The sequence below is a fragment of the Lactococcus sp. genome (assembly GCF_036648155.1).
Lineage (GTDB): Bacteria > Bacillota > Bacilli > Lactobacillales > Streptococcaceae > Lactococcus > Lactococcus cremoris.
The window spans coordinates 141020-164989 of sequence record NZ_JAVXIY010000006.1 but is presented as its reverse complement, the minus strand read 5'-3'; the positions used below and the strand labels follow the sequence as shown (position 1 = coordinate 164989).

At 35.6% G+C, this 23970-nt stretch carries 27 protein-coding genes and 1 riboswitch; of the genes, 3 read left to right on the top strand and 24 right to left on the bottom strand.

Going from position 1 to position 23970, the window contains the following annotated elements:
• Window positions 1-38: 38 nt before the first annotated feature.
• The 5 genes from folB to RSC39_RS07600 all read right to left on the bottom strand — a co-directional run bounded on the left by folB (window position 39) and on the right by RSC39_RS07600 (window position 3017).
• The gene (gene folB / locus RSC39_RS07620) at window positions 39-389 is read right to left on the bottom strand and encodes a dihydroneopterin aldolase (protein WP_011835211.1); all 351 of its coding nucleotides are present in this window, start codon (window positions 387-389) and stop codon (window positions 39-41) included.
• A gap of 53 nt (window positions 390-442) precedes the next feature.
• Window positions 443-1030, bottom strand: coding sequence for a ribosome biogenesis GTP-binding protein YihA/YsxC (gene yihA / locus RSC39_RS07615; RefSeq protein ID WP_011676272.1), 588 nt, complete (start codon window positions 1028-1030; stop codon window positions 443-445).
• Window positions 1027-2262 (bottom strand): ATP-dependent Clp protease ATP-binding subunit ClpX, encoded by a 1236-nt coding sequence (gene clpX, locus RSC39_RS07610; RefSeq protein WP_332536292.1) that lies wholly within the window; start codon window positions 2260-2262, stop codon window positions 1027-1029. The genes yihA and clpX overlap by 4 nt, the downstream gene beginning before the upstream one ends.
• 81 nt (window positions 2263-2343) lie before the next feature.
• Window positions 2344-2514 carry a hypothetical protein gene (locus RSC39_RS07605; protein WP_003132101.1) on the bottom strand — a complete coding sequence of 57 codons (171 nt, stop codon included), beginning with the start codon at window positions 2512-2514 and terminating at the stop codon, window positions 2344-2346.
• Window positions 2511-3017: a dihydrofolate reductase gene (locus tag RSC39_RS07600; protein WP_332536290.1), complete on the bottom strand. Its 507-nt coding sequence runs from the start codon at window positions 3015-3017 to the stop codon at window positions 2511-2513. The genes RSC39_RS07605 and RSC39_RS07600 overlap by 4 nt, the downstream gene beginning before the upstream one ends.
• Before the next feature lie 430 nt (window positions 3018-3447).
• On the opposite strand from RSC39_RS07600, the gene RSC39_RS07595 reads away from it, so the two are divergent.
• From RSC39_RS07595 to RSC39_RS07585, 3 genes are all read left to right on the top strand, one after another.
• The gene (locus RSC39_RS07595; protein WP_063281755.1) at window positions 3448-3957 is read left to right on the top strand and encodes a tRNA (cytidine(34)-2'-O)-methyltransferase; all 510 of its coding nucleotides are present in this window, start codon (window positions 3448-3450) and stop codon (window positions 3955-3957) included.
• A 153-nt stretch (window positions 3958-4110) separates the two neighbouring features.
• Window positions 4111-4239, top strand: a complete 129-nt coding sequence (locus RSC39_RS07590; protein WP_332536287.1) for a hypothetical protein — start codon at window positions 4111-4113, stop codon at window positions 4237-4239.
• An 89-nt stretch (window positions 4240-4328) separates the two neighbouring features.
• Window positions 4329-4520 (top strand): hypothetical protein, encoded by a 192-nt coding sequence (locus RSC39_RS07585; protein WP_332536285.1) that lies wholly within the window; start codon window positions 4329-4331, stop codon window positions 4518-4520.
• Window positions 4521-4551: 31 nt separating this feature from the next.
• Here RSC39_RS07585 and RSC39_RS07580 read toward each other — a convergent pair whose 3' ends face one another.
• From RSC39_RS07580 to RSC39_RS07490, 19 genes are all read right to left on the bottom strand, one after another.
• Window positions 4552-5856, bottom strand: coding sequence for a nucleobase:cation symporter-2 family protein (locus RSC39_RS07580; RefSeq protein WP_014572577.1), 1305 nt, complete (start codon window positions 5854-5856; stop codon window positions 4552-4554).
• A gap of 58 nt (window positions 5857-5914) precedes the next feature.
• Window positions 5915-6508: a xanthine phosphoribosyltransferase gene (locus RSC39_RS07575; protein WP_332536282.1), complete on the bottom strand. Its 594-nt coding sequence runs from the start codon at window positions 6506-6508 to the stop codon at window positions 5915-5917.
• A 111-nt stretch (window positions 6509-6619) separates the two neighbouring features.
• A riboswitch (purine riboswitch) is annotated at window positions 6620-6717 on the bottom strand.
• Window positions 6718-6779: 62 nt separating this feature from the next.
• Window positions 6780-7769: a GMP reductase gene (gene guaC / locus RSC39_RS07570; protein ID WP_011676256.1), complete on the bottom strand. Its 990-nt coding sequence runs from the start codon at window positions 7767-7769 to the stop codon at window positions 6780-6782.
• Between the two features lie 262 nt (window positions 7770-8031).
• Window positions 8032-8649, bottom strand: coding sequence for a TIGR01906 family membrane protein (locus RSC39_RS07565; RefSeq protein WP_332536280.1), 618 nt, complete (start codon window positions 8647-8649; stop codon window positions 8032-8034).
• A gap of 140 nt (window positions 8650-8789) precedes the next feature.
• On the bottom strand, window positions 8790-9563 hold the full coding sequence (locus RSC39_RS07560) for a TIGR01457 family HAD-type hydrolase (RefSeq protein ID WP_332536278.1): 774 nt from the start codon (window positions 9561-9563) through the stop codon (window positions 8790-8792).
• 51 nt (window positions 9564-9614) lie between these two features.
• Window positions 9615-10343, bottom strand: a complete 729-nt coding sequence (locus RSC39_RS07555; protein ID WP_332536276.1) for an acyl-[acyl-carrier-protein] thioesterase — start codon at window positions 10341-10343, stop codon at window positions 9615-9617.
• A gap of 101 nt (window positions 10344-10444) precedes the next feature.
• Window positions 10445-10885 carry a dCMP deaminase family protein gene (locus tag RSC39_RS07550; protein WP_063281761.1) on the bottom strand — a complete coding sequence of 147 codons (441 nt, stop codon included), beginning with the start codon at window positions 10883-10885 and terminating at the stop codon, window positions 10445-10447.
• A 102-nt stretch (window positions 10886-10987) separates the two neighbouring features.
• Entirely contained in the window at window positions 10988-11803 is an 816-nt protein-coding gene (locus tag RSC39_RS07545) for a glycoside hydrolase family 25 protein (RefSeq protein WP_332536273.1), read from the bottom strand.
• Between the two features lie 46 nt (window positions 11804-11849).
• Window positions 11850-12989 (bottom strand): radical SAM family heme chaperone HemW, encoded by a 1140-nt coding sequence (gene hemW, locus RSC39_RS07540; protein ID WP_332536271.1) that lies wholly within the window; start codon window positions 12987-12989, stop codon window positions 11850-11852.
• A 189-nt stretch (window positions 12990-13178) separates the two neighbouring features.
• Window positions 13179-13706 carry a ParB/RepB/Spo0J family partition protein gene (locus RSC39_RS07535; RefSeq protein ID WP_011835278.1) on the bottom strand — a complete coding sequence of 176 codons (528 nt, stop codon included), beginning with the start codon at window positions 13704-13706 and terminating at the stop codon, window positions 13179-13181.
• Entirely contained in the window at window positions 13688-15007 is a 1320-nt protein-coding gene (locus RSC39_RS07530) for a DUF3440 domain-containing protein (RefSeq protein ID WP_332536268.1), read from the bottom strand. Before RSC39_RS07530 ends, RSC39_RS07535 begins: the two co-directional genes overlap by 19 nt.
• 339 nt (window positions 15008-15346) lie before the next feature.
• A complete protein-coding gene (locus RSC39_RS07525; RefSeq protein ID WP_332536266.1) occupies window positions 15347-15934 on the bottom strand; it encodes a hypothetical protein in 588 nt (195 codons plus the stop codon).
• A gap of 45 nt (window positions 15935-15979) precedes the next feature.
• Entirely contained in the window at window positions 15980-16897 is a 918-nt protein-coding gene (locus tag RSC39_RS07520; protein WP_332536264.1) for a linear amide C-N hydrolase, read from the bottom strand.
• A 165-nt stretch (window positions 16898-17062) separates the two neighbouring features.
• On the bottom strand, window positions 17063-17821 hold the full coding sequence (gene tpiA / locus RSC39_RS07515) for a triose-phosphate isomerase (RefSeq protein WP_011676246.1): 759 nt from the start codon (window positions 17819-17821) through the stop codon (window positions 17063-17065).
• A gap of 132 nt (window positions 17822-17953) precedes the next feature.
• A complete protein-coding gene (locus tag RSC39_RS07510) occupies window positions 17954-18805 on the bottom strand; it encodes a MurR/RpiR family transcriptional regulator (protein WP_011676245.1) in 852 nt (283 codons plus the stop codon).
• A gap of 61 nt (window positions 18806-18866) precedes the next feature.
• Complete coding sequence (locus tag RSC39_RS07505; protein WP_052206558.1) at window positions 18867-20819, bottom strand: glucose PTS transporter subunit IIA; 1953 nt, start codon at window positions 20817-20819, stop codon at window positions 18867-18869.
• A gap of 35 nt (window positions 20820-20854) precedes the next feature.
• Window positions 20855-21748 carry an N-acetylmuramic acid 6-phosphate etherase gene (gene murQ / locus RSC39_RS07500; protein ID WP_332536259.1) on the bottom strand — a complete coding sequence of 298 codons (894 nt, stop codon included), beginning with the start codon at window positions 21746-21748 and terminating at the stop codon, window positions 20855-20857.
• Window positions 21741-22802, bottom strand: a complete 1062-nt coding sequence (locus tag RSC39_RS07495) for a MupG family TIM beta-alpha barrel fold protein (protein ID WP_332536257.1) — start codon at window positions 22800-22802, stop codon at window positions 21741-21743. Before RSC39_RS07495 ends, murQ begins: the two co-directional genes overlap by 8 nt.
• Window positions 22803-22951: 149 nt before the next feature.
• A complete protein-coding gene (locus RSC39_RS07490) occupies window positions 22952-23923 on the bottom strand; it encodes an L-lactate dehydrogenase (protein ID WP_332536255.1) in 972 nt (323 codons plus the stop codon).
• Window positions 23924-23970 lie beyond the last annotated feature (47 nt).

The window sequence follows — 23970 nt, the reverse complement described above, 5'->3', positions numbered from 1 at the left end:
CTACTTTGTCTGTTAAATGTTTATCTTAGCAGATAAATTTATCCTCTCATCTCGATTTCAGCAGAATCAAAGATTCCTTCAATCGGAACAGCTAATTTTCTAAGATGGACCTCAACTGCTGAAATCCCTTCTGAACTTGCTTTTACTGCCTGAATAATTTCAAAGGCAACATGTTCTATCAAATCGGCTTTCGAAGCCTCTACAACTGCTTTGGTTGCTTCGTAAAAATCTACATAAGACAAAGTTTCATCTAATTCATCTTTCCCTGAGAAATCAAAATTCGTTTCCACAATTACATCAATTTCAAGATTCTGACCCAAAATTTTTTCTTCAGAAAGCACACCAATATGCGCTCTAAATTTCATATTATTAAGTTTTATTTTGTACATAATTCCTCTTTTTAAGTGTAGAAAAGGCTATGAATCTCTTCATAGCACTATTTTCAGAGATATTTCAAAATTGCTGTCCAAGCTTCTTCAATTCCTGTCTTATCGGTTGAAGAAAAGATAATAAAATCATCTGTACTATCAAATTTCATTGCTTTTTTGATAATTGATTCATGTTTATTCCACTTACCGCGTGGAACTTTATCCGCTTTGGTTGCAACTAAAATCACTGGAATATGATAGTATTTTAAAAACTCATACATCATCAAATCATCTTCTGAAGGTTCATGACGAATATCAACTAGACTAACAACCGCTTTTAAATTTTCACGTGTTGTCAAATACTCTTCAATCATCTTGCCCCATTTTTCACGTTCTTTTTTTGACACACGGGCATAACCATAACCAGGAACGTCAACGAAATGAAGTTGATCATCAATATTATAAAAATTGAGCAACTGTGTCTTCCCTGGCTGACCAGAAGTTCTTGCAAAGTTCTTGCGATTCAATAAAGTATTAATAAAACTTGATTTACCAACATTTGAACGACCTGCTAAGGCAATTTCTGGCCAATCGTTTTCAGGATATTGTTTTTTTGATGCTGCTGAAATTGTTATTGTCAGATTATTTGTATTAATGGTCATTTTTTATCGGCCTCTCGAATCATTTCTGGCTCAGCTTTTCCGTCAACAACTGCTTCAGTAATGATAACTTTTGTAATTTCTTCATGACTTGGAACTTCAAACATAATATCCATCATCACTTCTTCAATAATTGAACGAAGCCCACGCGCTCCTGTTTTACGCTCAATTGCTTTTTTCGCAATAGCCATAAGAGCTCCATCTTTAAATTCAAGTTCAACATTATCAAATAACAAAAGTTGTTTATATTGTTTAATTAAAGCATTTTTAGGCTCTGTCAAAATTTGAATTAAGTCTTCTTCAGTTAAGCGTTCTAAGGCAGCTACAATCGGAAGACGTCCAATAAATTCAGGAATCAACCCAAACTTTTGAATATCCTCAGCGATAATTTCTTGCATATAAGAATCTTCATCGCTCAATTTTTTATTATTGGCACCAAAACCAATGATTTTTTCACCCAAACGTTGTTTGACAATTTCTTCAATTCCATCAAAAGCTCCACCAACAATAAACAAAATATTTTTGGTGTCTATTTGAATCATTTCTTGATTAGGGTGTTTACGTCCACCTTGTGGTGGAACACTGGCAACTGTTCCTTCAATAATTTTCAGAAGGGCTTGTTGAACTCCTTCACCCGAAACATCACGAGTGATTGAAACATTTTCAGATTTTTTAGCAATCTTATCAATTTCATCAATGTAAATAATTCCACGTTCGGCACGTTCGATATTAAAGTCACTGGCTTGCAAAAGTTTTAAGAGAATATTTTCAACGTCTTCTCCAACATAACCAGCTTCAGTCAAACTTGTCGCATCTGCAATCGCAAATGGAACGTTGAGTGATTTCGCTAAAGTTTGAGCGAGAAAAGTCTTACCAGAACCGGTAGGTCCGATTAATAGAATATTTGATTTTTGTAGTTCGATATCTTCAGCAATTTTACTTGCTGTAAAATTAATTCTTTTATAATGATTATAAACCGCAACTGCAAGCGCACGTTTGGCCTTTTCTTGACCAATAACGTATTCATTCAAATGGTCAAACATTTCTTTTGGCGTCTTAACTTCAAGTATCTCTGAATCTTGTTCTTCTTTTAATTCTTCTTCCAAGATACGAGTTGAAAGTTCGATACATTCGTTACAGATATAAACATCTGAACCGGCAATCATCTTTTTTACATCATCTTGACTCTTTCCGCAGAAAGAGCAATGAATATTTGGATTTTGTGTATTTGACATAGTTATTTTTTCCTGATTGTGCTAACCTATAAAACTGATCGTCGTTAGCTTACTTATATCACATACTTTTTCTAACTACTTTTAAAACAAAGTTCCAGAAAAAGCATGAATAGTATTTACGAGATTAGTAAAAGCATTAAGTAAAAATAATACTCCTAAGCCCCAACGTTTTTTTCTAAAGCATTGAATCGCAATGACAATGCTAATCCAACAAAGGAGAGCTGTGAAAAGCCCAAAAATTGATTTTGTCATGGTTGTTTCACTTTTTCATATTTTTTAATCGTAAAAGTATAAGCATTTCGCTCATCTTTATCGTGAAAAATTTCCGAAACCACTTTGAATTCCCCAAAGTCAAAATGAGTTGGGAAATAGGTATCTCCTTGAAATTTTTCATGAACAACTGTTCGATAAAGCAATTCAAGTTCTGATTCAAAAAGGGCTAATATTTCAGCGCCTCCCGTGATAAACAAGTCTTTATCCTGCTTATCATACCAATCCAGAACTTCTTTAGGGCTGTGCATGATGAGAACTTTTTCATTTTCAGATTGATAAGTTTCGTCACGAGTTAAAATAATACTTATTCTCCCCGGCAAAACACGTTTGTTCATTCCTTCAAATGTTTTTCGTCCCATCAAAATCACTTGATTCATGGTTGTTTCTTTAAAATGTTTTTGTTCAGCAGGTAAAGACCAAGGCATTTTGTCAGCTTCTCCGATAAGTCCTTGCTCATCTTCTGCCCATATTCCAATTATCATAGCAACCCCTCTCATTGATTTTTACTTTTTCTATTATAGCAAAATTTTGCTATTTTCGCTTTGACAAGTTCAGTTCTCCGTACACCTTTTAATCAATTATTTTGTTTTTTATAAAAAAAATTAAGTTTTTCCTTTACAAATGCAAAAAGAAGTGGTATGATATCAATTATATTAATTTGTTTCAATCTTTCCTGTTATGATTAAAGCAAATTAGTCCCCCAACTAGACTTCTTGCTGAGATTGACTCCGAGGGGTCTAGTTTTTTTGTTTTTTACTTTAATTAATTTACTGACGGTTTGATATCTGCAAGTAAAATGTCTCTCGTAATTCTGTTTTATTGGCTGACATTCTCGCATAGCCTATTGACGAAAGTACAAAGGGTTCTGACATAACCGTCAGTAAAATTTTTGTTATTAAGAAAGTGTATCACATGAATCATATTGCTCTTTTTGAACCTCGTATCCATTTCAATACAGGAAATATTGCTCGTACCTGTGCAGCTACAAATACTGTTTTACATTTAATTGAACCTTTTGGTTTTGAAATCTCTGATAAAAATCTCAAACGAGCTGGTCTGGACTATTGGGATAAAGTAAACATTGTCTATCATAAAAATTTACAAGACTTTATGGACTCAATTGCTGACGGAGGTCAACTTTATTTGGTCAGTAAATTTGCAGAACATGTTTATTCTGACATTGACTATTCTGATGATGAAAAAGACCACTACTTCTTGTTTGGCCGTGAAGATACTGGATTACCAGAAGAATTTATGCACGAACACCGTGACGAATGTATCCGTATCCCAATGAATGACGAACACGTCCGCTCATTAAATCTTTCTAACTGCGCATGCATGATCGTCTACGAAGCACTCAAACAACAAGAATTCCGTGGATTAGAACTTGTCCATACTTATGAAAAAGACAAGTTAAAATAATTTTAACTATATATTTATTTACAAAAAGTTTTGCAAATTTGCAGAGCTTTTTTCTATTGTATGTTGAAGTTTGAAGTGCTATAATGGTGCCAAACGAAGACCCTTGATTTTGAGCTTTATTTTTTATGAACAGTGGTAAATAAGGAGCAGGATATGAAAGCAAAATTAGGAAATACAATTATAGATTTTTGGGAAATCAGCACCAGTAAACCCGAAAATGAACCTTGGGTTCTTGAATCCTTTGAAAAAGGGCAGATTTCCTGGTCTGGCCAATTCCTATGAAGAGTGCAAGCAAGCAGAAACTAATAGCTAGTGGAAGGACCCAAAAATTTTCAGCTGACCAACATACTATAGGTAATGAGATCAAACACTTGGACTGGTTAGACCTTTATATCTCGCCAAATAAGATGAGTAATGCCTATCCGGATATAATTTATCTCGTAGTCAATCAAGTGCGTATTCCAGCCTTTGGGAGCCTTGGAGAATACCTAGTCCTTGCGCCTGACGGTTCGCTCGAGGTTTACTCAGAAAAGAAGTTTGAACGCGATTTAAAAGAGATTTGAAATAACAAAAAAACCACCAAATGGTGTTTTTTTATTTTGCTTCATCAGCAGCTAATTCATCTTTTTTTCCATGATTAAATACCAAATTCAAGATAATCGCTGAAACAGTACTCATCACAATTCCATTAGAAACAAAAGGTTGAATGAAACTTGGAAGAGCTGTGAACAAGTTAGTAGAGTTAAAGCCGACACCCATCGCAATCGCAACAGCGGCAATCAAAAGATTTTGATTACCCTCAAATTCAACTTTCGCTAACATTCTAATCCCTTGTGTCGCGACCATCCCAAACATAATCAACATTGCTCCACCAAGAACGGGAGTAGGAATAAGTTGTGCAACAGCGGCAAATTTAGGGATAAGTCCTAAAATAATTAAAAATCCTGCAGTAAAATAAATTGGTTTACGAGTTTTAATTCCTGATAATTGCACTAAACCAACGTTTTGTGAAAATCCTGTGTAAGGGAAGGTATTGAAAATTCCTCCAAGAAAGACAGCAAATCCTTCTGCACGATAACCATTACGTAAACGTTTTTCATCAAGATTTTCACCAGTGATGTCGGCAAGAGCCAAATAAACACCAGTTGATTCAACCAATGAAACAATAGCAATAATTATCATCATTAAGGAATCCGCCAGATAGAATTTCGGTGCTGAGAAATAGAAAGGTTGAGGAAGGTGTGCCCATGGTGCTTGAGAAACAACAGAAAAGTCAACCAAACCCATACTTGCTGCTATGATTGTCCCAACAATGAGTCCAATCAATATCGCAATAGAACGAATAAATCCAGTAGTAAAAATATTAATGAGTAAAATTATTAAAATAGTAGAAACAGCTAAAATTAAACTTTGAATAGTTGGCTTCTCAACGTTATTTCCCATATTTCCGATTGCCACAGGAATAAGACTTAAACCGATTGTTGTAATTACTGAACCAGTGACAATTGGTGGAAAGAGTTTACGAATTTTAGAGAAAATTCCTGAAATCAAAATAACGAAAACTCCGGCAACCATCAATGAACCAAACATAGCTCCTGAACCATGTCTTTGTCCAATAATAATCAAAGGAGCAACAGATTGAAAGGCTACCCCAAGGACTACTGGTAAACCAATCCCAAAATGCTTACGCATTTGTAGTTGCAAGAAAGTGGCCAAACCACACATGAAAATATCTGCTGAAATTAAATAAGTTAATTGCGTAGCCGAGTAATTTAAAGCTCCAGCAATCATAATTGGGACAAGAATTGACCCTGAATACATGGCCAACAGATGTTGGAGTCCCAAGACAGCAGATTTAGAGTTACTTTGCTCCTGGCTTTGTTCATTTTTATGAGGCATTTTGATTTTCCTTAAATTTTTCTTTTTTTTATTCTTTTTAATTGCTTATTGCTTAGTTTTAATCGAAAGCGATATCGTCCGCTGGGGCGAAGATTACTTTACCATCTTCAAACTTCTCAATCCGGGTAAGACTGGTAAGTTTCATTCCTTGATCAAGAAGTTTTTGACGTCCATCTTGGAAAGATTTTTCAATCACCATTCCTAGACCAACAACTTCTGCTTTGGCTTGTTCCATCAAATGAACCAAACCAAGTGCTGCTTGTCCATTGGCTAAAAAGTCATCAATAATCAAGACTTTATCGCCCTCTTCAATCAATTTACTTGAAATTTGAACGGTAGAAGTTAATTTTTTAGTGAAAGAATAAACTTCTGTAATCAATAAATCATCATTCATGGTCACATTTTTAGCTTTTTTAGCAAAAATCATTGGAACATTGAGTGATTCAGCAGCATATAAAGCAGGGGCAATCCCACTTGCTTCAATCGTTACAACCTTTGTAACTCCGGCATCTGCATAAACTTGTGCAAAACGCTTCCCGATTTCCTTCATCAATTGATAATCCACTTGGTGTGTCAAAAAGCGGTCAACTTTAAGAATATCTTGTCCTAATACTTGACCGTCTGTATGAATGCGGTCTTCTAATAACTTCATTATTCTCTCCTTAAAAAAATTTTTTCTCATCTGTGCCCACAGGTGAGAAAAACGTCTCGTTATAAAAAATAACAAGACGTTTCAAATATGCAAAAAAGAAATTAAATTTATTGAAAAATCGAATTTCCTTATTGTCTCGCATTTACGGTACGAGGTAGAAACGCCCAGCCATATTCTAGGTATAAATAAGATTGTTCTATTATAGACTAAATGCTAAAGTTTTTCAAGCATAAGTTCTGGTATTCCCGAACAATGGGAAAGAAAATGCTTACTAAATAGCATCACCATTCCAAATTGAATTTTTAACGACTACATAATCGACTTTAGTAAGCGCAGACAAATCACGACCACCAGCATAAGAAATTGAGCTTTGGAGGTCTTCTTCCATTTCTTTTAAAGTATCTTTTAGTGAGCCTTTGTGCGGAAGAAGAATTTTCTTGCCTTCCACATTTTTATGTTCACCTTTTTGATATTCGGAAGCTGAACCAAAGTATTCTTTGAAAAGTTGTCCGTCACGTTCAACTGTTTGCCCTGGAGATTCTTCATGGGCAGCAAAAAGAGAACCAACCATGACCATCGTCGCACCCATGCGGATTGATTTAGCAATGTCACCGTGTGTACGGATTCCACCATCTGCAATAACTGGTTTACTAGCTGCTTTAGCACACCATTTTACCGCAGCAAGCTGCCAACCACCTGTACCAAATCCAGTTTTAACTTTCGTGATACAAACTTTACCAGGGCCAATCCCAACTTTAGTTGCATCTGCTCCGGCATTTTCGAGCTCACGAACAGCTTCTGGTGTTCCAACATTCCCTGCAATGACAAATGTTTGGGGCATGAGACGTTTAATTAATTGAATGGTTTTGATGACAGAGTCTGCGTGACCATGAGCAATATCAATCGTGATAAATTCCGGAATGAGAGCTTCTGCTGAGATTTCACGAATAAAGGCATGTTCGTCTGCTTTAACACCGACAGAAATTGAGGCAATCAGACCATCTTTGTGCATCTTCTTGATAAAAGCGGCTCTATTTTCTGCTTCAAAACGGTGCATGATGTAGAAATAACCTTCTTTTGCAAGCATTTCAGCAATTTTATCATCAATAATCGTTTGCATATTCGCTGGTACGACCGGCAATTTAAAAGTATAGTTGCCTAGTTTAACGCTTGTGTCTGCTTCTGAGCGACTGTTAATGACACATTTATTTGGGATAAGTTGAATGTCTTCGTAGTCAAATACTGAGTTTAGGTTATTCATTGTAATTTCTCCTTGGAGTGTGAGTAGGCTATTTCTGAGTATTTCTTAGCCTATGAACTCATTAATGATTTGATTTACAGAAAAGACCGACCAAACCCTACGGGTTTCACTAGTTGAGCGATTATAAAATCTCTGTTTGCTCAACCTTCCTTATTCATTTTATCTCAATTAAACGGATTTATGAGTAATTTACCTTATTTACATGAAAAAATGGAGTGTAACGTTCGGAAATAGCAAACAATAAAAAACACTGACAAACTTATCAGCGCTTTTTATTGAAAAAGAAAGTTCCACGACGATAAATTATGAAAAAGCTTAATTCATATACGAGTAGAAAAATCAAAAATGTGTGCATGAAGAATTGTTCAGGTAGGACACTGATGATTGGATCAGTCATCGGGTCAAAGAGCCAACTATTATCACGAAATAATACTTCATGAAAAGCTACAAAAAACTGGTCAAAGCCAATCAGCCAAGCAATGATTCCAATCGTCAATGGAAAAATCATGACAACTCGAATCGCATTATGAAAAACTAAAGAAAGATTTTCTTTGATAAATCGGATAAATACTGGGATTAATATAATTGTCAGAAAGAAAACAAGCATGAACAAATTTTTTACTTCCGCAAAATGATGGAGTCCACTTGCTGACGAGGGGAAATCAGGCATAGACAACTTATTCTCTAAAGGATTAATTAAATAATTCATCAAAATAAGGAAATTGTGCCAGATTTTTCCAACACTCATTTGTACTAAATCAGTCAAACGATACCAAAAGATTTCGCCAAAAAACAAGGGAATAGCGAGAAAAATAGTTAAAGTTATGGAAAAAGCAATAATCCATATAATACTTAATCCAAAAATGAGTTTATCTCGCATAGCTTCTCCTAAAGTATTCAATAAGTTACTGACGAAAATATAGCAGAACCGCAGTAAACCAAAACCTGCAAGAACTGCTGATGAAATGGTCAGTAACTATTTTGTAAGTTATAAAATTACTGACAGAGTTGATGGAAAGTTTAGACTTCCCACTCGTCCAAACTAGACACCACATAAGTTGGTGGAACTGGAAGGTTTGGTACTTCTTCAGCTTTGGTAAATCCTGTCGTCACAAGTAGACTATCAATACCATTATTAATTCCTGTATGAATATCTGTCAGATAATTATCTCCGACCATCAACAAGTCAGACTTAGGAAGTCCGAGTTTTTCAACGGCTTTGTCAGCAATGATTGCTTCAGGTTTCCCAATAATTGTCGCTTCAACTCGTGTTGCCGCTTCAAGCATTTTAATCAATGCTCCAGCACCGGGAGTCAATCCACGTTCATTTGGCAAGTTTAAATCTGGATTTGTTCCAATAAATTTTGCCCCCTTATGAATGGCAAGCGTCGCCAAAACCAACATTTCATAAGTTAAATCAGTATCTAAAGCAACAACAACATAAGCTGGATTTTCACGGTCTTTTTTGTAACCTGCCTCATAAATTGCTTCTTTAAGTCCATCTTCACCAATAATATAGACTGTTTTTTCTAAACCCAAATCGTTCATATAATCAACAGTGGCTAGGCTTGCAGTATAAATTGTTTCAAATGGAGTCTCAATATTAAAGTGTTGACTCAAACGTTTTTGAACCACGCGCGGTGTCTTAGTGGTGTTATTAGTCACTAAAAGATAAGGAATTTGGGCTTCTTGCAGACGGTGAATGAAATTTTCACCGGCAGGAATCCGTTTATTTCCTAAGTAAATTGTTCCATCAAGGTCAATCAAGTAACCACCATATTTTTTATTTGTCATTTTTATTCTCTTCTAATTTTTATCATTAAAAATCTACTGACAGAACTGTCATTAAATTTTCCCCCAATGAATTTCAATTTGAGTGCTTCCGTCATTAAAATTATGATGGCTAACCTCATCTTTCCAAGACATCAAAGCTTTTATTTCTTCACCATAAAGAATTTCATGGTTGTATTTGATGAAGACATGTTTTGGTTGATGTTCTTTACGGAAATCAAAGTCAATCATATCAGCTGCCCAATCATAATATTTAGCATTATTAACATGACCATTCATGTCTAAAGCAGAAAATCGAACAGGATAAACAATTTGTCGTGTTTCACCAAATTGCTCTAATTTAAGGAATTTATGAGGACGGGAAATTTTTGACACTTTTTCAGATTCATAAGGGTCAACAATTTCATCCAACACACGGTCAATTTTTCTTGTTTCTTTGTCCATTAAAACCCAAGTTGAACGAATTTCAACTAAAACTTCCCCTTTTTCATTTAAAAATGAGAAATTACGATAACAAAAGAATTTATTATAACTTGTTGCTTCTGTTTCGATGATAATTTTTTCGTTGAACTCTGGTAGACGGTGAATAGTTAGTTCATATTCAATAACTGCCCAGAAAAGGCCATATCTTTCAAAAACCCAAACATCAGAACGCCCAAGAGTTGTCGACTGCTCACCTGAAATCTGTAAGGCCACGGCCAAAAGACTTGAAATTCGCATTTTTTTAAAAGCATCACTTTCATAGAAAGGAACTTGATAATTTTGTTGATATTTTATACCCATTTTATGATAACCTCGCTTTCTATTTTAGCAAAAAAAAGAGCAATTTTCATAAATTGCTCATTTACTCGTCAGTGATTTACTAATTCAAACAGCTTATCTAATCAAATCTTATTACAAGCAATTTCTAACGTGTCAATCAGTAGTTCTTCATAAGGGTCTTTGGCATGATATTCATCAATATATTTGATTTCTTTCACCCCAGCAGCTACGACGAGTTTCAGGCAGGCAAGACAAGGGAACAATGTGGTGTATAAAATTGCTCCCTCAGGCGATACCCCATGTTTGGCAGCTTGAGCAATTGCATTTTGTTCTGCATGAACGGTGGCAACACAATGCCCATATTTATCCTCTGTACATCCAATGTCAGTACAATGAGGCATCCCAGAAACGGCACCATTATAACCCGTTGAAAGCAGCTGACCATTTGGACTCACTAATAAAGCTCCAACTTGGGCATGGTTACAAGTAGAACGTTTCGCAACCACTTGAACTATTTCTTTGAAGTATTCATCCTTGCTTGGTCTTATAAATTTTTCAGTCATGACAACTCCTTAATTACTATTTGATTCATTATAACAAATTTATTTGCATCAGTCCTGATAAAAAAACTTCCAAGAGAAAGCAAATCACTTGGAAGAAAAATATTATTTTTGATTTTTAAATAATTCATTATAATTCGATTGATTATTAACCATATTTAAATCAACATTTCCTGAATAACCAGGCACTGTTCCTTGGTCAGTAAATTGTTGCATTTTGTAACTTAAACTTGTCTCTGGTGATGCGTCCCATGAGCCTGTATTTCGCCCATAAGCAGCAATCCAAATTGCTTTGAACTTATCAACTTTTATTTGATTATCCCGTAAGAACCAATCTTGTGCATAAATCCCAATATTTTTAGCCCCTTGCTTTTCTAATTCCGCGCGAAAAGCCTCGATTCCTTCATTCATGTTTTTCATATTGGTAACTTCAACATCAAGCCAATAATAAGTTGGTTTATAGGGACTTGCACGACGATAGAAGTCTTTTGCTTGCTTCTTCATTTCTGTAGTATTTTTACCAGTTACAAAAGCATAGACTGCCGTTGGAATCCCTCGCTCTTGAAAAGCCTTGATATGCTGTTTATAAGCAGTATCTTCTCCATCCTTGCTTGCTGAATTATCAGCATGACCATAAGAACCATTGACCCGTATAACCGCACCAATCACATGCTGACTCAAGGTATTATAATCAATATCTTCAGGACGTTGCCAACCCGAAAGGTCGACAACTGGTTTATTCAAATTCAGCACCTTTTCATCCAAAATATGATTAACAACAATCTTTTCATTTGCTGCTTTTTTAGGAGGTTCTATCGGTCGAATTCGTACTAAACCAAGTAAGGCGATCATTGCAATCATGGTTGCTGTGAAGATAAAAGCTCCCATTTTTTTAAGTTTACGTCTCATTTTAGGTTTCATTAATTATATTGTAACATTTTTTTCACAAAAATTCATCACTATAGCATTAAAAATTAACATCATCGAGTAAAAATTTTTCAAAGACATTATTTCCTAGTTCAAACCCTTTGTCAGTCATATGAATTCTTTCTCGGTCATCATATAATAACTTCTGTTTGATGAGCTCTGTAATTTGTTCTCCATATAGTTTATCAAAAGAACAATTAAATTTTGCTTCAAATTTTTCAACCAGAACTCCTGATTTTTTACGCAGACCTAGAAACATCTCTTCTTCAATTTGAGATTTTTTGCTTAAGACTTCTTCACTCACTCTTTTATCATTTGCCGCTGCTTTAAGATAATGATGCACTGGTCCATAATTCTTATATCGAACACCAGCTAAATAACCTGATGCTCCAGCACCAATTCCATAATACTCTTCATTATCCCAATAAGTTATATTATGCTTACTTTCAAAACCTGGGCGACCAAAATTTGAAACTTCATAATGCTGGTAACCATGTTGAGCTAAGATATCCATGATATATTCATACATATCTGCATTTTTATCTTCGCTTGGCAAGCGTAAAAGGCCACGGCGTTGACGATTCATAAAAACGGTATGGTCTTCTAAAATCAAACTATATAAAGCAACATGTGGAAGATCAAGAGCCAAAAATTTATCAACATCTGATTTGACCATTTCCATCGTCTGTCCGGGGAGTGCATAAATTAAATCGATGGTGATATTTTCAAAACCAGCCATTTTCAAGCGTTCAATTGAATCATAGACTTGAGCTTCAGTATGAGTTCGCCCAATTTTTTTCAATAAAGTATTATTAAAAGTTTGAACACCAAGCGAAATTCGATTGACAGCAGAATGAGCTAAAACTTTAATCACATCGTCTGATAAATCTCCCGGATTTGCCTCTACAGTAAATTCTTCTAAAAAATCTAAATCCAATTGGTCAGCTATTGCAGTTAACAAACGGTCAAGTTGTTGAGCTGATAAAACACTCGGTGTTCCTCCACCGATATAGACCGTTTTCAATTTTTTTATTTTAAGACCTTGGAATTCTTCAATGATTGCCTCAATATAGGCATCAACAGGTTGTCCTGTCATCAAAACCTTGGCAAAATCGCAATAATAACAGATATGAGAACAAAAAGGAATATGAAAATATGCTGAGTTCGGTTTTTGAAACATTAATACTTCCCTTCAAAAGTTTTTTCCTACTCAATGAAATATAATGGAAAATAATTTTTCCAATGTAAAACATAAATACTTGCCCTATTATATCATACCTAGTAAAAGCTACTTCATTTTAAAATAGAAATATTTTTTCAAAAATTTTTCAGAAATAAAAAATAGGGTAGCTTTCGCTCCTCTATTTAATCATTCTTCGCTATCCCATTCCCAAGATCTTGAAAAATCTCCTCCTTTAAACAGAGAGGCCAAACCACTCAATTGCTTTAATCTTAGTAATTCTTCTTTATCCATCCCAATATTTGTGATTATCCAACGGTCACTCAATCCTGCCTCAACCAATTGTTGAACGATTTGCGTCATTAATTCAATAGAATGAGTCCCTCTAGCACGATTGTGGCGAATGGTACTCGCAATTCTGTCTTCTAAGGGACGGTCAATGATTGACACTGGTAAGCAATTTTGTTCTCTTTGAGCAATTTCTGGCGAATTTTTCATGACTAGATATCGATGAAAACCATCCACTATCTCATAGATATCTTTTTCTTTATCATAATAACAAACGATTGGCATCGTATAGCCATCTTCTAAGATAGAACGCTCTAATAGTTTGAACTCTGATGGTGCAGTCTTGTTTGGATTATATGAGTTGGCTCTGATTTTCTCAATTGGAACACGTTGCACTTGATAAGCTGGGCTTATAAAAAGCTCTCCCATTTTTTCATGGCCTCCTTTTTCTTTTGCAATTCATCTTTAGTTTGACCAAAACCCATGTACTGGCAAGAAGTATCATTTTTTAAAATTGTGATACACATTCTCTTATAAGAAGGAACCAGCCTAAAGTTTTTGATTGGAACATCGTCGGGGTATTTTTTGAAACGAATAACCTTATATTTCTGTTTATAATTTCGATTATTTTTCGGATTTCCCAGGTTTTCAAATTGTAAGTCTGTTTCTTCAAGTTCACGAACTACTTTTTCTGGAAGGGCCCCACCGTTTTTGGTCCAATAAGTCAATGAACTTTGAAATTTTTTAAGATAAACTTGCCGCATTTCTTTCGAAAGAGTTTTAAGAAGGAAATTGACATAGCTTTCCCAAGTGTGTCCTTTAGGCAGGGTAACTCCCCGATAACCAAGAGCGACCGTCCCGCCATAAAGAGCCGCAAAATTTGCTCCATTGACACGCCCCATTAATTTCCCCCAAGTCTCAGGTTCTAAAGCTTGATAAAGTTTTAGAGAGGCGACTCCACACTGATGAAATGGATTAGCAACTCTCATACTTTTAAAGGGAACACCAGCTTGAAAATATAAATCATATAAATGATTATAGTCAAAGCCAAATTTTGCATTTGCTACCCAAACATCCTCAAATAGCCAATCATACATTGGATAAAAATTGAAGATATTATGAAAAATACGATGACTATAATTGGTCATCCCAAATCGTGAAAAAGTTTCTTCACGAGTCACGGCATTAAAACGATTCAAACTTTCCTGAGCTCTAATTCCAACAAGAACAGCGGTTCTTTCTGCTTTTGTTTCTTGATGAAGCCACTGGCAAAACTTACTTTGAAAATCATAGTCTGACATTCCAACTTGAAAAAAGGGGAAATTATGATTTTGAAGATGAATTGCTCCTTTAGGAATGGGATTTAACCAGAGTTCTGGATGTTCCGGATCCCAAGGTAACCAAGTTGATTGAGACATTGAGATACCACAAGAAGCTGAAACAGGCATACAGATGTGATAATAGTCAAAACTAGGATATTTCTCCATTGAACGCTCAATGTAGTCTTTTGTTTCTTGATAATTTCCTTCGTAATCAAGATAATAAACAGAAACTTTAATTTCTTTTGCCTCTAATTCATTTTCTTCGTAGTAACGATGAACGAGTTCTAACATCACTCCGGAGTCCTTCCCTCCCGAAAAGGAAACAATTAAATGATCAAAATAATTGCAAATGTAGTCTAATCGCTTATTAAAAGCCTCATATACATTTTCTTCTTGATATTTTCTCACTCTAAGTCCCCTTTGAACAACTTTGTACGATTTATTATACTCACCTGATTTAGTAATTGACTTCTTTATTCCTCTTATAAATTATCCAAATCTGTCAGCTACTAAGTACATTCTACTTAAACTATTGATTTTTTTCAAGGATATACCAAAACAAACATATTAATTACATTTTATTATGTTCATATTATCTTAGATGAATCCTTTAATTGACTGCTTAGAAAGACCAAAAAATATGACTGAATTAATTATAATTATGTATGTCATCTATAACAATCAAATCAATCCATTTTATGCACTTCTTGTTAATTTCACTGGCAAATCAACTAAAAAAAGTACTCATTAGAGTACTTTTTTACGCTTTAAATAATTTCTTCTGCCTTCAATTAGAAACATCATTGTCAAACTAAGGATAATGAGATAAATCGGAAAAGCAACTTCTGTAAGTTTCCACTGATGAACTTCTGTAAAACTTGTACTTGCTGAAAAGAGACTTCCTAAGAACAAGAATCCCTTTTCGGTTTCTGGGAAGTTCCAACCTTTAATCAGAGTTGGAAGTGCCGCTAAAGCATCTGAGAGAATCGCTAACAAAATAGCAACATTTGGGCTCTTGGTCATGTACCAAGCAACTAAAGCTAAAATTGATACAAAACCACAAATATAATCAAATTTTCCCATTTTCCAATAAGCAGCCTTATTAAAACAAGCAACCGTAAATACTAAGATTGGCCCAAAACCGGCCATAAACACTGGTAAACTCGCCCAAGAAACTCCTGTTGATAATGATGCAGCTGTACTAATTAGTGGAGCAATGCCCCATATTAACCAGGTAATTTTATTGGGTTTAACACGACCGCGAATGCTAGCAACAAGATAAGTGCTTGTAAAGGACAACGAAATGAGCGCCCCTAATATAACAATAAAATGCATTAATTTCTCCTATTAATCTTGCTTTATTATAGCAAAATTTTAGGACTAGAGTTCTTCTGGGAAACGATAGACTTGAACGCTTAGATCCTCATAAGTTTGTAAATAAAGTCTTCGACTCGTCACCTCAACTGCACTTCGATAGACAGTATAAGTCCCTGAGCGGCCCTCTGATTTAGGGACAGTCACCCCATTTAAAATATGCCAAGCTTCAATAATATTTTGCTGTTCATTTTTAGGATAAATGGCTCTTTCTTTATAGATAGCGGCCCGAATAAATCGGGAAGTCGGTGTAAATCCACCAGGAAATACTGGCTTCCCATTGAAACTCCCAGTCGAAATTTGATTGGGATTATTATTTTTTACTGATGGCTCTGTCAGTATATTCAGATCCATATAAGTGGTTAATTTTTCAACTTCTCTTTCAAATTTGGGAGCATTGGTGACCACACCTATCGAGTTATTTGAAATGATCAGACGTCCACCATGTGGTTCGATATTTATCATTTGACCACTCGAATCCGTTGCCGAAAAATGCAAATCATTTCGGCCAAATTTGAAAGTTGAATTTTCATCGGTCATTAATTGGACAGTATCAATCTTCTGACGAACTTCTTCAATTGAACGACAGTTTCCTAATAACCAAAGTAAAAATTCAAAAGCAGCGAGTTGAATTTTCCCAGCTTCTCCTTCCCTAGCATAATCTGACTGATTCGAAAAGGTTAATTTTTGAGCTGCTAAGCCATATTCATTGACCCCGTCAGAAATATCAGCATGTTGACGCATTTCACTATTTCCAACACCAAGAATTGCATAAGGATTTGTCATTTTTTTCCCATTGTAAACACTTGTCCATTCATAATTTTTAGGCAGAACCAGTGCTTCTGCCTTAAATGGGTGCCAATCCATTGTTCTTGCAAAAACTAGGCCACCATCACTTGATTTTAGTTGAAAACTAGTACACATTTTTTCTCCCCTTAAATAGATGTCATCTATTTATTTTATCAAAAAATTTACTGATAGAGATACTAGCATATCTGTAAAATTCTATTCTATGACAAAAGCTCAAAAAAGCTCGAAAAAAGTACTGACAGAATTGTCAGTACTTTCATTCAACCCATAATTTAAAAATTATTTGTACATTTCAAGCAATGCAAGGAAGCTATCAGCTTCAAGTGAAGCTCCACCAACGAGGGCACCGTCGATGTTTTCTTTAGCCATCAATCCTTCGATTGTTTCAGGTTTTACTGATCCACCGTATTGGATACGTACAGCTTCTGAAACTTCTTTTCCGTAAAGTTTTTCAACTGTTGAACGGACAACACCACAAGTTTCGTCAGCAATTTCGTTTGTCGCAGTTTTACCAGTTCCGATTGCCCAGATTGGCTCATAAGCAATAACCAAGTTTGAAACTTGTTCAGCAGTCAATCCTGCAAGACCAGCTTCGATTTGACCTGAAACCCATTCAGCTGTTTTACCAGCTTCAAAAGTTTCCAAAGTTTCACCACAACAAAGGATTGGAGTTGCTCCAGCAGCGAAGATTGCTTTTGCTTTTTTGTTGATGTCTTCGTCAGTTTCGTGGAAATATTCACGACGTTCGCTGTGACCGATGATGATGTATTCAACACCAAGGTCAACGATTGCAGCTGGGCTGTTTTCACCAGTGAATGCTCCAGCATTTTCGAAGTAGCTATTTTCAGCAGCAAGTTTCAATTCTGAACCTTGACGAAGGTAAGCCATAGGAGCGAGGAAAAGAGCAGGTGCACCGATAACTGATTCAACATTATCAGATGAAGGCAAGTTATTTTTAACAGCTTCAACAAAAGCTTGTGCTTCTGACAAAGTTTTATTCATTTTCCAGTTACCAGCGATAATTGGTTTACGTGACATTCTAATTCTCCTTATAGGGCCTTTTAAGCCTCTTAAATTTTGGACTTTTAATCCATCTTTTACATGGTCTATTTTATCACATTGTGAAAAAAATTGCAGAAATCAACTCATCATCAGTAAATTTCGGCTCTATCATTTTTCTTCCAATAATTTAATTGCATCTCGTGTCTTTTCTAACTTATCATAGCTCTCGGTAAAATGCTCTGATACAAACATATAGAAAAGAATGTCCACAACATAAAGTTGTGCCATCAAACTCATGGTGGCAGCCGTACGCATTTGATAATCTTCTCCAGAAACTGAATGAAGGATATAATCTGACATCTGTCCGAGTGTCGATTCTTCTCTTGAAGTGATAGCAATAATTGGAATTTTCATCCCTTTTACGACTCGTGCCAGTTCAATTACTTCTTTTGTTTCTCCCTTCATCGAAATGCCAATAAAAATTGTTTTTCTATCCGAAATCGAAAGAGATGAAACAAATAAATGAGCATCTTGAATAAAGAAAACTTGCTTTCCAATTCGACTAAACTTTTGAAAAATATCCTGAGCAACCATAGATGATGCTCCAATACCAAATACAAAAATACTTTCTGCTTCATCAATTAAAGCGACAGCCGCCATGATTTCATCATCTGATAAGGCTGCATTGGTCGTTTCCACCATATGATTAACCCGAACTTTTAGTTTATTCTTGATTGAGGACGGTGTTTCAGAGTCATTTACTTCTTTATAATAATCTTCATCATCTTCATGAACAGCATAGGAGGCACTCAATTTTTGTTTAAGTTGTGAGAATCCATCATAACCCAACTTTCTGGAAAATCTTACTAAAGCCGCCGAAGAACTTCCAATTTCACTCGCTACCTCTTGCGCACTTTTTTCTAACATTTTTTCTCCGACTTCAAAAATATAGTCGGCTATTTTTTTCTCAACTGTTGTAAAGTTAGAATAATTTTGCCTGATGATAAGTAAAGTATCCATGTATCCTCTCCATTCTTATTTCATTATAACAAAGAGGTTGGTATAAACCAACCTCTAACTTTTATGCTTTTACTGTGAAAATTTCTTGACCTTTACTTATTGTTGCACCATGTGTAATGATAATTTCTCTGTAAGTATCCGAATTAGTAATAACAACTGGTGTAATTGTAGACAAGCCTGCTGCTTTTATTTTTTCAAAATCAGCTCGAACTAATAAATCACCTTTTCTAACACGGTCATTTTGCTTAACAAAACTTTCAAATCCTTCACCATTTAAAGCAACAGTATCCATGCCAATATGAATTAATATTTCTACCCCTTCATCACTGGTCAAACCTATAGCATGTTTAGTTGGAAAGACAGTTGAGACTACTCCGTTAACTGGAGACACAATTTCTCCATTCGTTGGTTCAATTGCCACTCCTTTACCCAACATTCCGCTTGAGAAAACTTCATCCTCAATTGAAGAAAGTTCTTTTACATTACCATCAAGTGGTGAACTGATTACTGAGCTAGAAAATTCTGGCGTCGTTACGACACGTAATGTAGGTTGGAGAGTTTCCATTTGTACGGATTTTCCATAATTATCCGCTTTTTCCTTAGCATCTTTAGGAATCCCAAAGAGATAAGTTGCGATAAATCCACCCACATAAGCACCCAAGAGACCGAGAAGATATACCCACCATTTTCCATTGGCAATAAGCGGAAGGAGAGCAAGACCTGAAGGCCCAATGGCAATGGCACCTGCTTGACCTAAAGAACCAATAATGGCCCCACCAATCCCTCCACCAATACAGGCCGTAATAAAGGGACGACCAAGAGGAAGCGTAATTCCATAAATTAAAGGTTCACCAATACCTAATATTCCAACTGGCAAAGCTCCTTTTACAAGTTCAACAAATTCTTTATCTTTTCTCAAACGAAGCCAAAGTGCAATCGCAGCACCGACTTGACCAGCACCAGCCATGGCTAGAATTGGCAATAATTGAGTTGAACCAGTTTTGGCAATCATTTCTAAATGAATCGGAGTCAAAATTTGGTGCAAACCAAACATAACCATTGGTAAAAAGAGAACACCAAGCACAAAACCAGAAACGCCACCACCAACTTGAAGAATAAAATTAATTGCTCCTACCAAACTTGAAGAAATGACGCCTGCTATTGGCATAATAGCAAAGATTTCTGCAAACCCAATCACTAATAAACCAATCGTAGGTGTAACAATAATATCAATTGAATCAGGAATAAATTTACGCAATTGTTTTTCTAAAATTGATAATAGCCAAACTGCAAAGATTACACCGATAATCCCACCTTGACCGGCTGAAAGAGCACTTCCGTTAAAAATATTCTTTAGAGGAAGCTCTGGATTCATACCTGTTAGTAGAGAAACAGCACCGATGACCCCACCAAGAGCTGGAGTCGCACCAAATTCTTGAGCTGAGTTTATTCCGACATAAATAGCCAAATAAGAGAAGATTCCAGATTGAATAATCTTAAGAACAGTAATAAACTGTGCCCAAGTTGCTGCATCTAAAGTTCCAGCAGTGACCAAGTTACCTAATACAGAGGCTAATCCTCCAATTAAACCAGCACCAACAAAGGCTGGAATCAAGGGAACGAATATTTTAGAAATTGTATTTAATACTGCCTTAAATTTTGAGGGTTTATTATACTTTTCTTTAGCTTCCGATTTTGTTTTTGCCATTAAATCGTCGATTGACTGACCTTCTGCATTTGGAAAAGCTTCTCCCAATCTTACGCCAACTGTGTCGACCATTGCTTGTGCAACTTTATTTACTGTTCCAGGTCCTATAACAACTTGAAGTGTTTCATCTTCAACAACGCCCATTACCCCGTCAATCGCTTTTAGGCCTGCGAGATTAACTTTAGAATCGTCAATAATGGTCATCCGAACACGAGTCATGCAATGAATCAATTTTTTGACATTCTGTGTTCCGCCAACATTTTCATAAATCTCTCTTGCAATACGAGCTATTTTTTCTTCCGCCATTTTTGCTCCTTTTTCTACCTTAAAAGGGTGAATTCTTAATTCAGAGTATTTTTCACAAAACCATTTGCTTTAACTAGTTTTGTCTTTCCTTCTTCTGCAGCACAGTCAGTGAGAAGCATTACAATCGCCAGTTTGACATCTTGATTTGCTTCATTGAATTTTTCTTCTGCTTCTTCATAAGAACAATCTGTTGCTTGCATAATGATTCGTTTGCTACGCTCAACTAATTTTTCGTTAGTTGGCTTAACATCAACCATCAAATTATTATAAACTTTCCCGATTCCAATCATTGAAATTGTTGAAATCATATTCAAAATTAATTTTTGAGCTGTCCCTGATTTCAAGCGAGTAGAACCAGTTAAAAATTCTGGACCACAGTCAACTTCAATCGGAAATTCAGCATGTTTTGAAATTTCAGCATTAAGATTACAAGAAAGGCTGGCTCTTTTAGCTCCAATTTCTTTGGCATAGTCTAAAGCACCAATCACATAAGGTGTTCGTCCACTTGCAGCAATTCCCAAAACAAGATCATTTTCTGACAAATTTAAGTCAATTAAATCTTGTCTACCTAGTTCTAAACTATCCTCAGCTCCTTCAACTGCGACTGTCATTGCCTTGTCTCCTCCAGCGATTAAACCAATGACTTGCATTGCCGGCACCCCAAAGGTTGGGACACATTCAGCCGCATCAAGAACCCCCAGACGACCACTTGTTCCAGCTCCCATATAAATCAAACGGCCACCTTTGTTAAAAGCTTCAATTGCTGATGAAATAACTGGTTCAATACTTGGCAATGCTTCTTCTACCGCATAAGCTACTTTCTTATCTTCATTGTTCATTTTGACAAGTGCTTCTTTTACGGTCATTTGATCAAGGTTAAATGTTTCGTCATTACGTCGTTCTGTTGTTAGTGTTGATAAATCAATCATTATTTTTCTCTTTTTCTATTTTAAATTTTTGTCCTGAACCAATGAAAGTAATGAGTGGTCTGTCTTCAGCGATTATCTTGCCTACGACATTGACTTTCTCATCTGCTACTAAATCATTTTTGACAATTTGAATTTCACCCATATAACGGCCATAGTCACAATTATCAATAGTGATTGAGCCTCTGCTTCGCTCAATTGTGTTTTCTGGGATAATTTCCGGAATTTCCTTGAAGCGCGCTTGAGCGCTTCTAATTACATCTCTGGCATCATCTTGCCTATTCTCATGTTGCCCTAAGACATAGCTAAAGAAAGTTGTTGTTTGACTAGCTCTCAATGACAATACATTTTCTTGAAAATAACCTTTAATTTGTTTAAGGGAATACTCTTTCAAACCTCCATCACCGACGTAAATATGTTCAACATTCATTGATTCCATATCTAGTAAACAAGCCAGAGGGTGTTTGAATCTGTGCTCTTCAAGAGTTGGTAAGCCTTGATAAAGAGGATGCCGTAAAGAATCATCGCCTGGAATAAATGCCATCACTTGAAAAGAATGGTTTTTCAGAAACTCATTCTTTTTAAGAAAACCTTCTCGAGAAAGTCCTGTTTCAGGTCTTGGATAGTAATTATGCCATGCTTCAAGTTTGCTAAAGTTTGCTTTATGTTCTTTTAACTCATCAATGTCTTTTGGTGTAATCGTACTAGCGTTTAGACTTACTGTCAGTTCCTGACTCACTTTAGCAATTGTTTCATTGCTAATATGATAATCCATCCTAAGACCAGTTACACCTAAATCTTTAAGCTCTTTAAGGCGATTAATAGAAAAGCCAGCTTTCTCTAGAGCATTTCCTGAGATATCAACCATGAGTTTTAAATGATTCTCTTTTGCTCTCTTCCCTAAATCCATCAGCCTTTTTTTATAAAGGCTCACTTCTTCTTCCGGAATGTGCATAGACGTAAAAATCCCTTTAAAACCTTGATTTGCCATTTTGTCAATATATGAATAAGTCTTTTCATCTAAGTCCTTATTCATGAAAATTGAAAAACCGTACATTTTTTATCCTTTCGAAATATCATTTCTTGATAACGTATTCATTATATCGTAAATGAATTATTATTTCAAGCATTAATTTTATTTTTTTATTTAAGAAATATTATTTCGTTGAATTAAATAAAAAAAGGGATAATTATCTATCCCTTTTTTTATAATGTGCATTTTTCCTTGATGGATTCAAAGTTCTCTTTTAAGAGTGCTGCAGAATGTTCAAATTTAACTTGCTCTTCTGCTGTTAATTCCAATTCTAAAACGGCTCGAACACCTGTCCGGTCGATTATTGCTGGACTACCTGTATATAGTTCAGCTTGTCCGTACTGACCTGTCAAATGAGCCGAAACAGGTAAAATGACGCTCTCATTTCGGAAAATTGCTCTTGTTAAACGTGCTAATGAAGCAGCGATTCCGTATGAGGTATTTCCTTTTTGCATGAAAATATCTAAACCTACTTCGCGAATTTCTTGATCAATTTCATCAAATGTCGGAAAATCTGGATTCGGATATTTTTCAAGCCAAGTTGTTAATGGAATTGCACCAACAGTAACATTGGACCAAGCGGCAAAACTAGATTTCCCATGTTCAGCTAAAACATAACCATGAATACTTTTAGGGTTAATTTGAAGTTTTTCAGCTACAATTTGTCGCATTCGACTTGTTTCAAGCAAGGTTCCTGTTCCAATAATTCGGTGTTTAGGTAAGCCAGAAACTTCAGCAACTACTTGAGCAAGTACGTCTACAGGGTTTGAAGCTACTAAGAAAATGCCGTCAAAGCCAGCGTCCATTGTTTTTCGCGTAATATCGCGAATCATCTCAACATTATTTTCTAGTAATTGAAGACGGTCTGGATGTTTACCAAAGGTAGCTGACGGAGCATTAGCGGATAAAACAACGATATCGGCGTCAGCAACATCAGCGTAGTCTGCTGCATAGATATTTTTAGGAGCTGAGTTTAAATAAGGCAGAGCATGAAGCAAGTCCAAACTATTGGCAGAAGCCTTACTTTTATTAGTATTGATAATGGCGATTTCATCTGCTAAATCATCAACGACCAAATTATGAGCATAAGTACTCCCTACTGCTCCAGCTCCCACAATTACAACTTTTTTATTATTAATTTTCATCTCTTTTTTCACAAAAAAACAAGTGAATTAACTATTGACTCACAACG

Bases quoted from the DNA above. Each gene is read 5' to 3' on its own strand.
- RSC39_RS07555 (WP_332536276.1), bottom strand. From the start codon at position 10,343: ATGGGTATAAAATATCAACAAAATTATCAAGTTCCTTTCTATGAAAGT.
- RSC39_RS07550 (WP_063281761.1), bottom strand. From the start codon at position 10,885: ATGACTGAAAAATTTATAAGACCAAGCAAGGATGAATACTTCAAAGAA.
- murQ (WP_332536259.1), bottom strand. From the start codon at position 21,748: ATGATTGATTTATCAACACTAACAACAGAACGACGTAATGACGAAACA.
- RSC39_RS07565 (WP_332536280.1), bottom strand. From the start codon at position 8,649: ATGCGAGATAAACTCATTTTTGGATTAAGTATTATATGGATTATTGCT.
- guaC (WP_011676256.1), bottom strand. From the start codon at position 7,769: ATGAATAACCTAAACTCAGTATTTGACTACGAAGACATTCAACTTATC.
- RSC39_RS07525 (WP_332536266.1), bottom strand. From the start codon at position 15,934: ATGCATTTTATTGTTATATTAGGGGCGCTCATTTCGTTGTCCTTTACA.
- RSC39_RS07590 (WP_332536287.1), top strand. From the start codon at position 4,111: ATGAAAGCAAAATTAGGAAATACAATTATAGATTTTTGGGAAATCAGC.
- RSC39_RS07560 (WP_332536278.1), bottom strand. From the start codon at position 9,563: ATGACAAATAAAAAATATGGTGGTTACTTGATTGACCTTGATGGAACA.
- tpiA (WP_011676246.1), bottom strand. From the start codon at position 17,821: ATGTCACGTAAACCAATTATCGCTGGTAACTGGAAAATGAATAAAACT.
- RSC39_RS07595 (WP_063281755.1), top strand. From the start codon at position 3,448: ATGAATCATATTGCTCTTTTTGAACCTCGTATCCATTTCAATACAGGA.
- RSC39_RS07605 (WP_003132101.1), bottom strand. From the start codon at position 2,514: ATGACAAAATCAATTTTTGGGCTTTTCACAGCTCTCCTTTGTTGGATT.
- RSC39_RS07495 (WP_332536257.1), bottom strand. From the start codon at position 22,802: ATGTACGGTTTTTCAATTTTCATGAATAAGGACTTAGATGAAAAGACT.
- RSC39_RS07545 (WP_332536273.1), bottom strand. From the start codon at position 11,803: ATGAAACCTAAAATGAGACGTAAACTTAAAAAAATGGGAGCTTTTATC.
- folB (WP_011835211.1), bottom strand. From the start codon at position 389: ATGTACAAAATAAAACTTAATAATATGAAATTTAGAGCGCATATTGGT.
- RSC39_RS07505 (WP_052206558.1), bottom strand. From the start codon at position 20,819: ATGGCGGAAGAAAAAATAGCTCGTATTGCAAGAGAGATTTATGAAAAT.
- RSC39_RS07600 (WP_332536290.1), bottom strand. From the start codon at position 3,017: ATGATAATTGGAATATGGGCAGAAGATGAGCAAGGACTTATCGGAGAA.
- yihA (WP_011676272.1), bottom strand. From the start codon at position 1,030: ATGACCATTAATACAAATAATCTGACAATAACAATTTCAGCAGCATCA.
- RSC39_RS07535 (WP_011835278.1), bottom strand. From the start codon at position 13,706: ATGGGAGAGCTTTTTATAAGCCCAGCTTATCAAGTGCAACGTGTTCCA.
- RSC39_RS07580 (WP_014572577.1), bottom strand. From the start codon at position 5,856: ATGCCTCATAAAAATGAACAAAGCCAGGAGCAAAGTAACTCTAAATCT.
- hemW (WP_332536271.1), bottom strand. From the start codon at position 12,989: ATGTTTCAAAAACCGAACTCAGCATATTTTCATATTCCTTTTTGTTCT.
- RSC39_RS07575 (WP_332536282.1), bottom strand. From the start codon at position 6,508: ATGAAGTTATTAGAAGACCGCATTCATACAGACGGTCAAGTATTAGGA.
- RSC39_RS07490 (WP_332536255.1), bottom strand. From the start codon at position 23,923: ATGAAAATTAATAATAAAAAAGTTGTAATTGTGGGAGCTGGAGCAGTA.
- clpX (WP_332536292.1), bottom strand. From the start codon at position 2,262: ATGTCAAATACACAAAATCCAAATATTCATTGCTCTTTCTGCGGAAAG.
- RSC39_RS07510 (WP_011676245.1), bottom strand. From the start codon at position 18,805: ATGGATACTTTACTTATCATCAGGCAAAATTATTCTAACTTTACAACA.
- RSC39_RS07520 (WP_332536264.1), bottom strand. From the start codon at position 16,897: ATGTGTACTAGTTTTCAACTAAAATCAAGTGATGGTGGCCTAGTTTTT.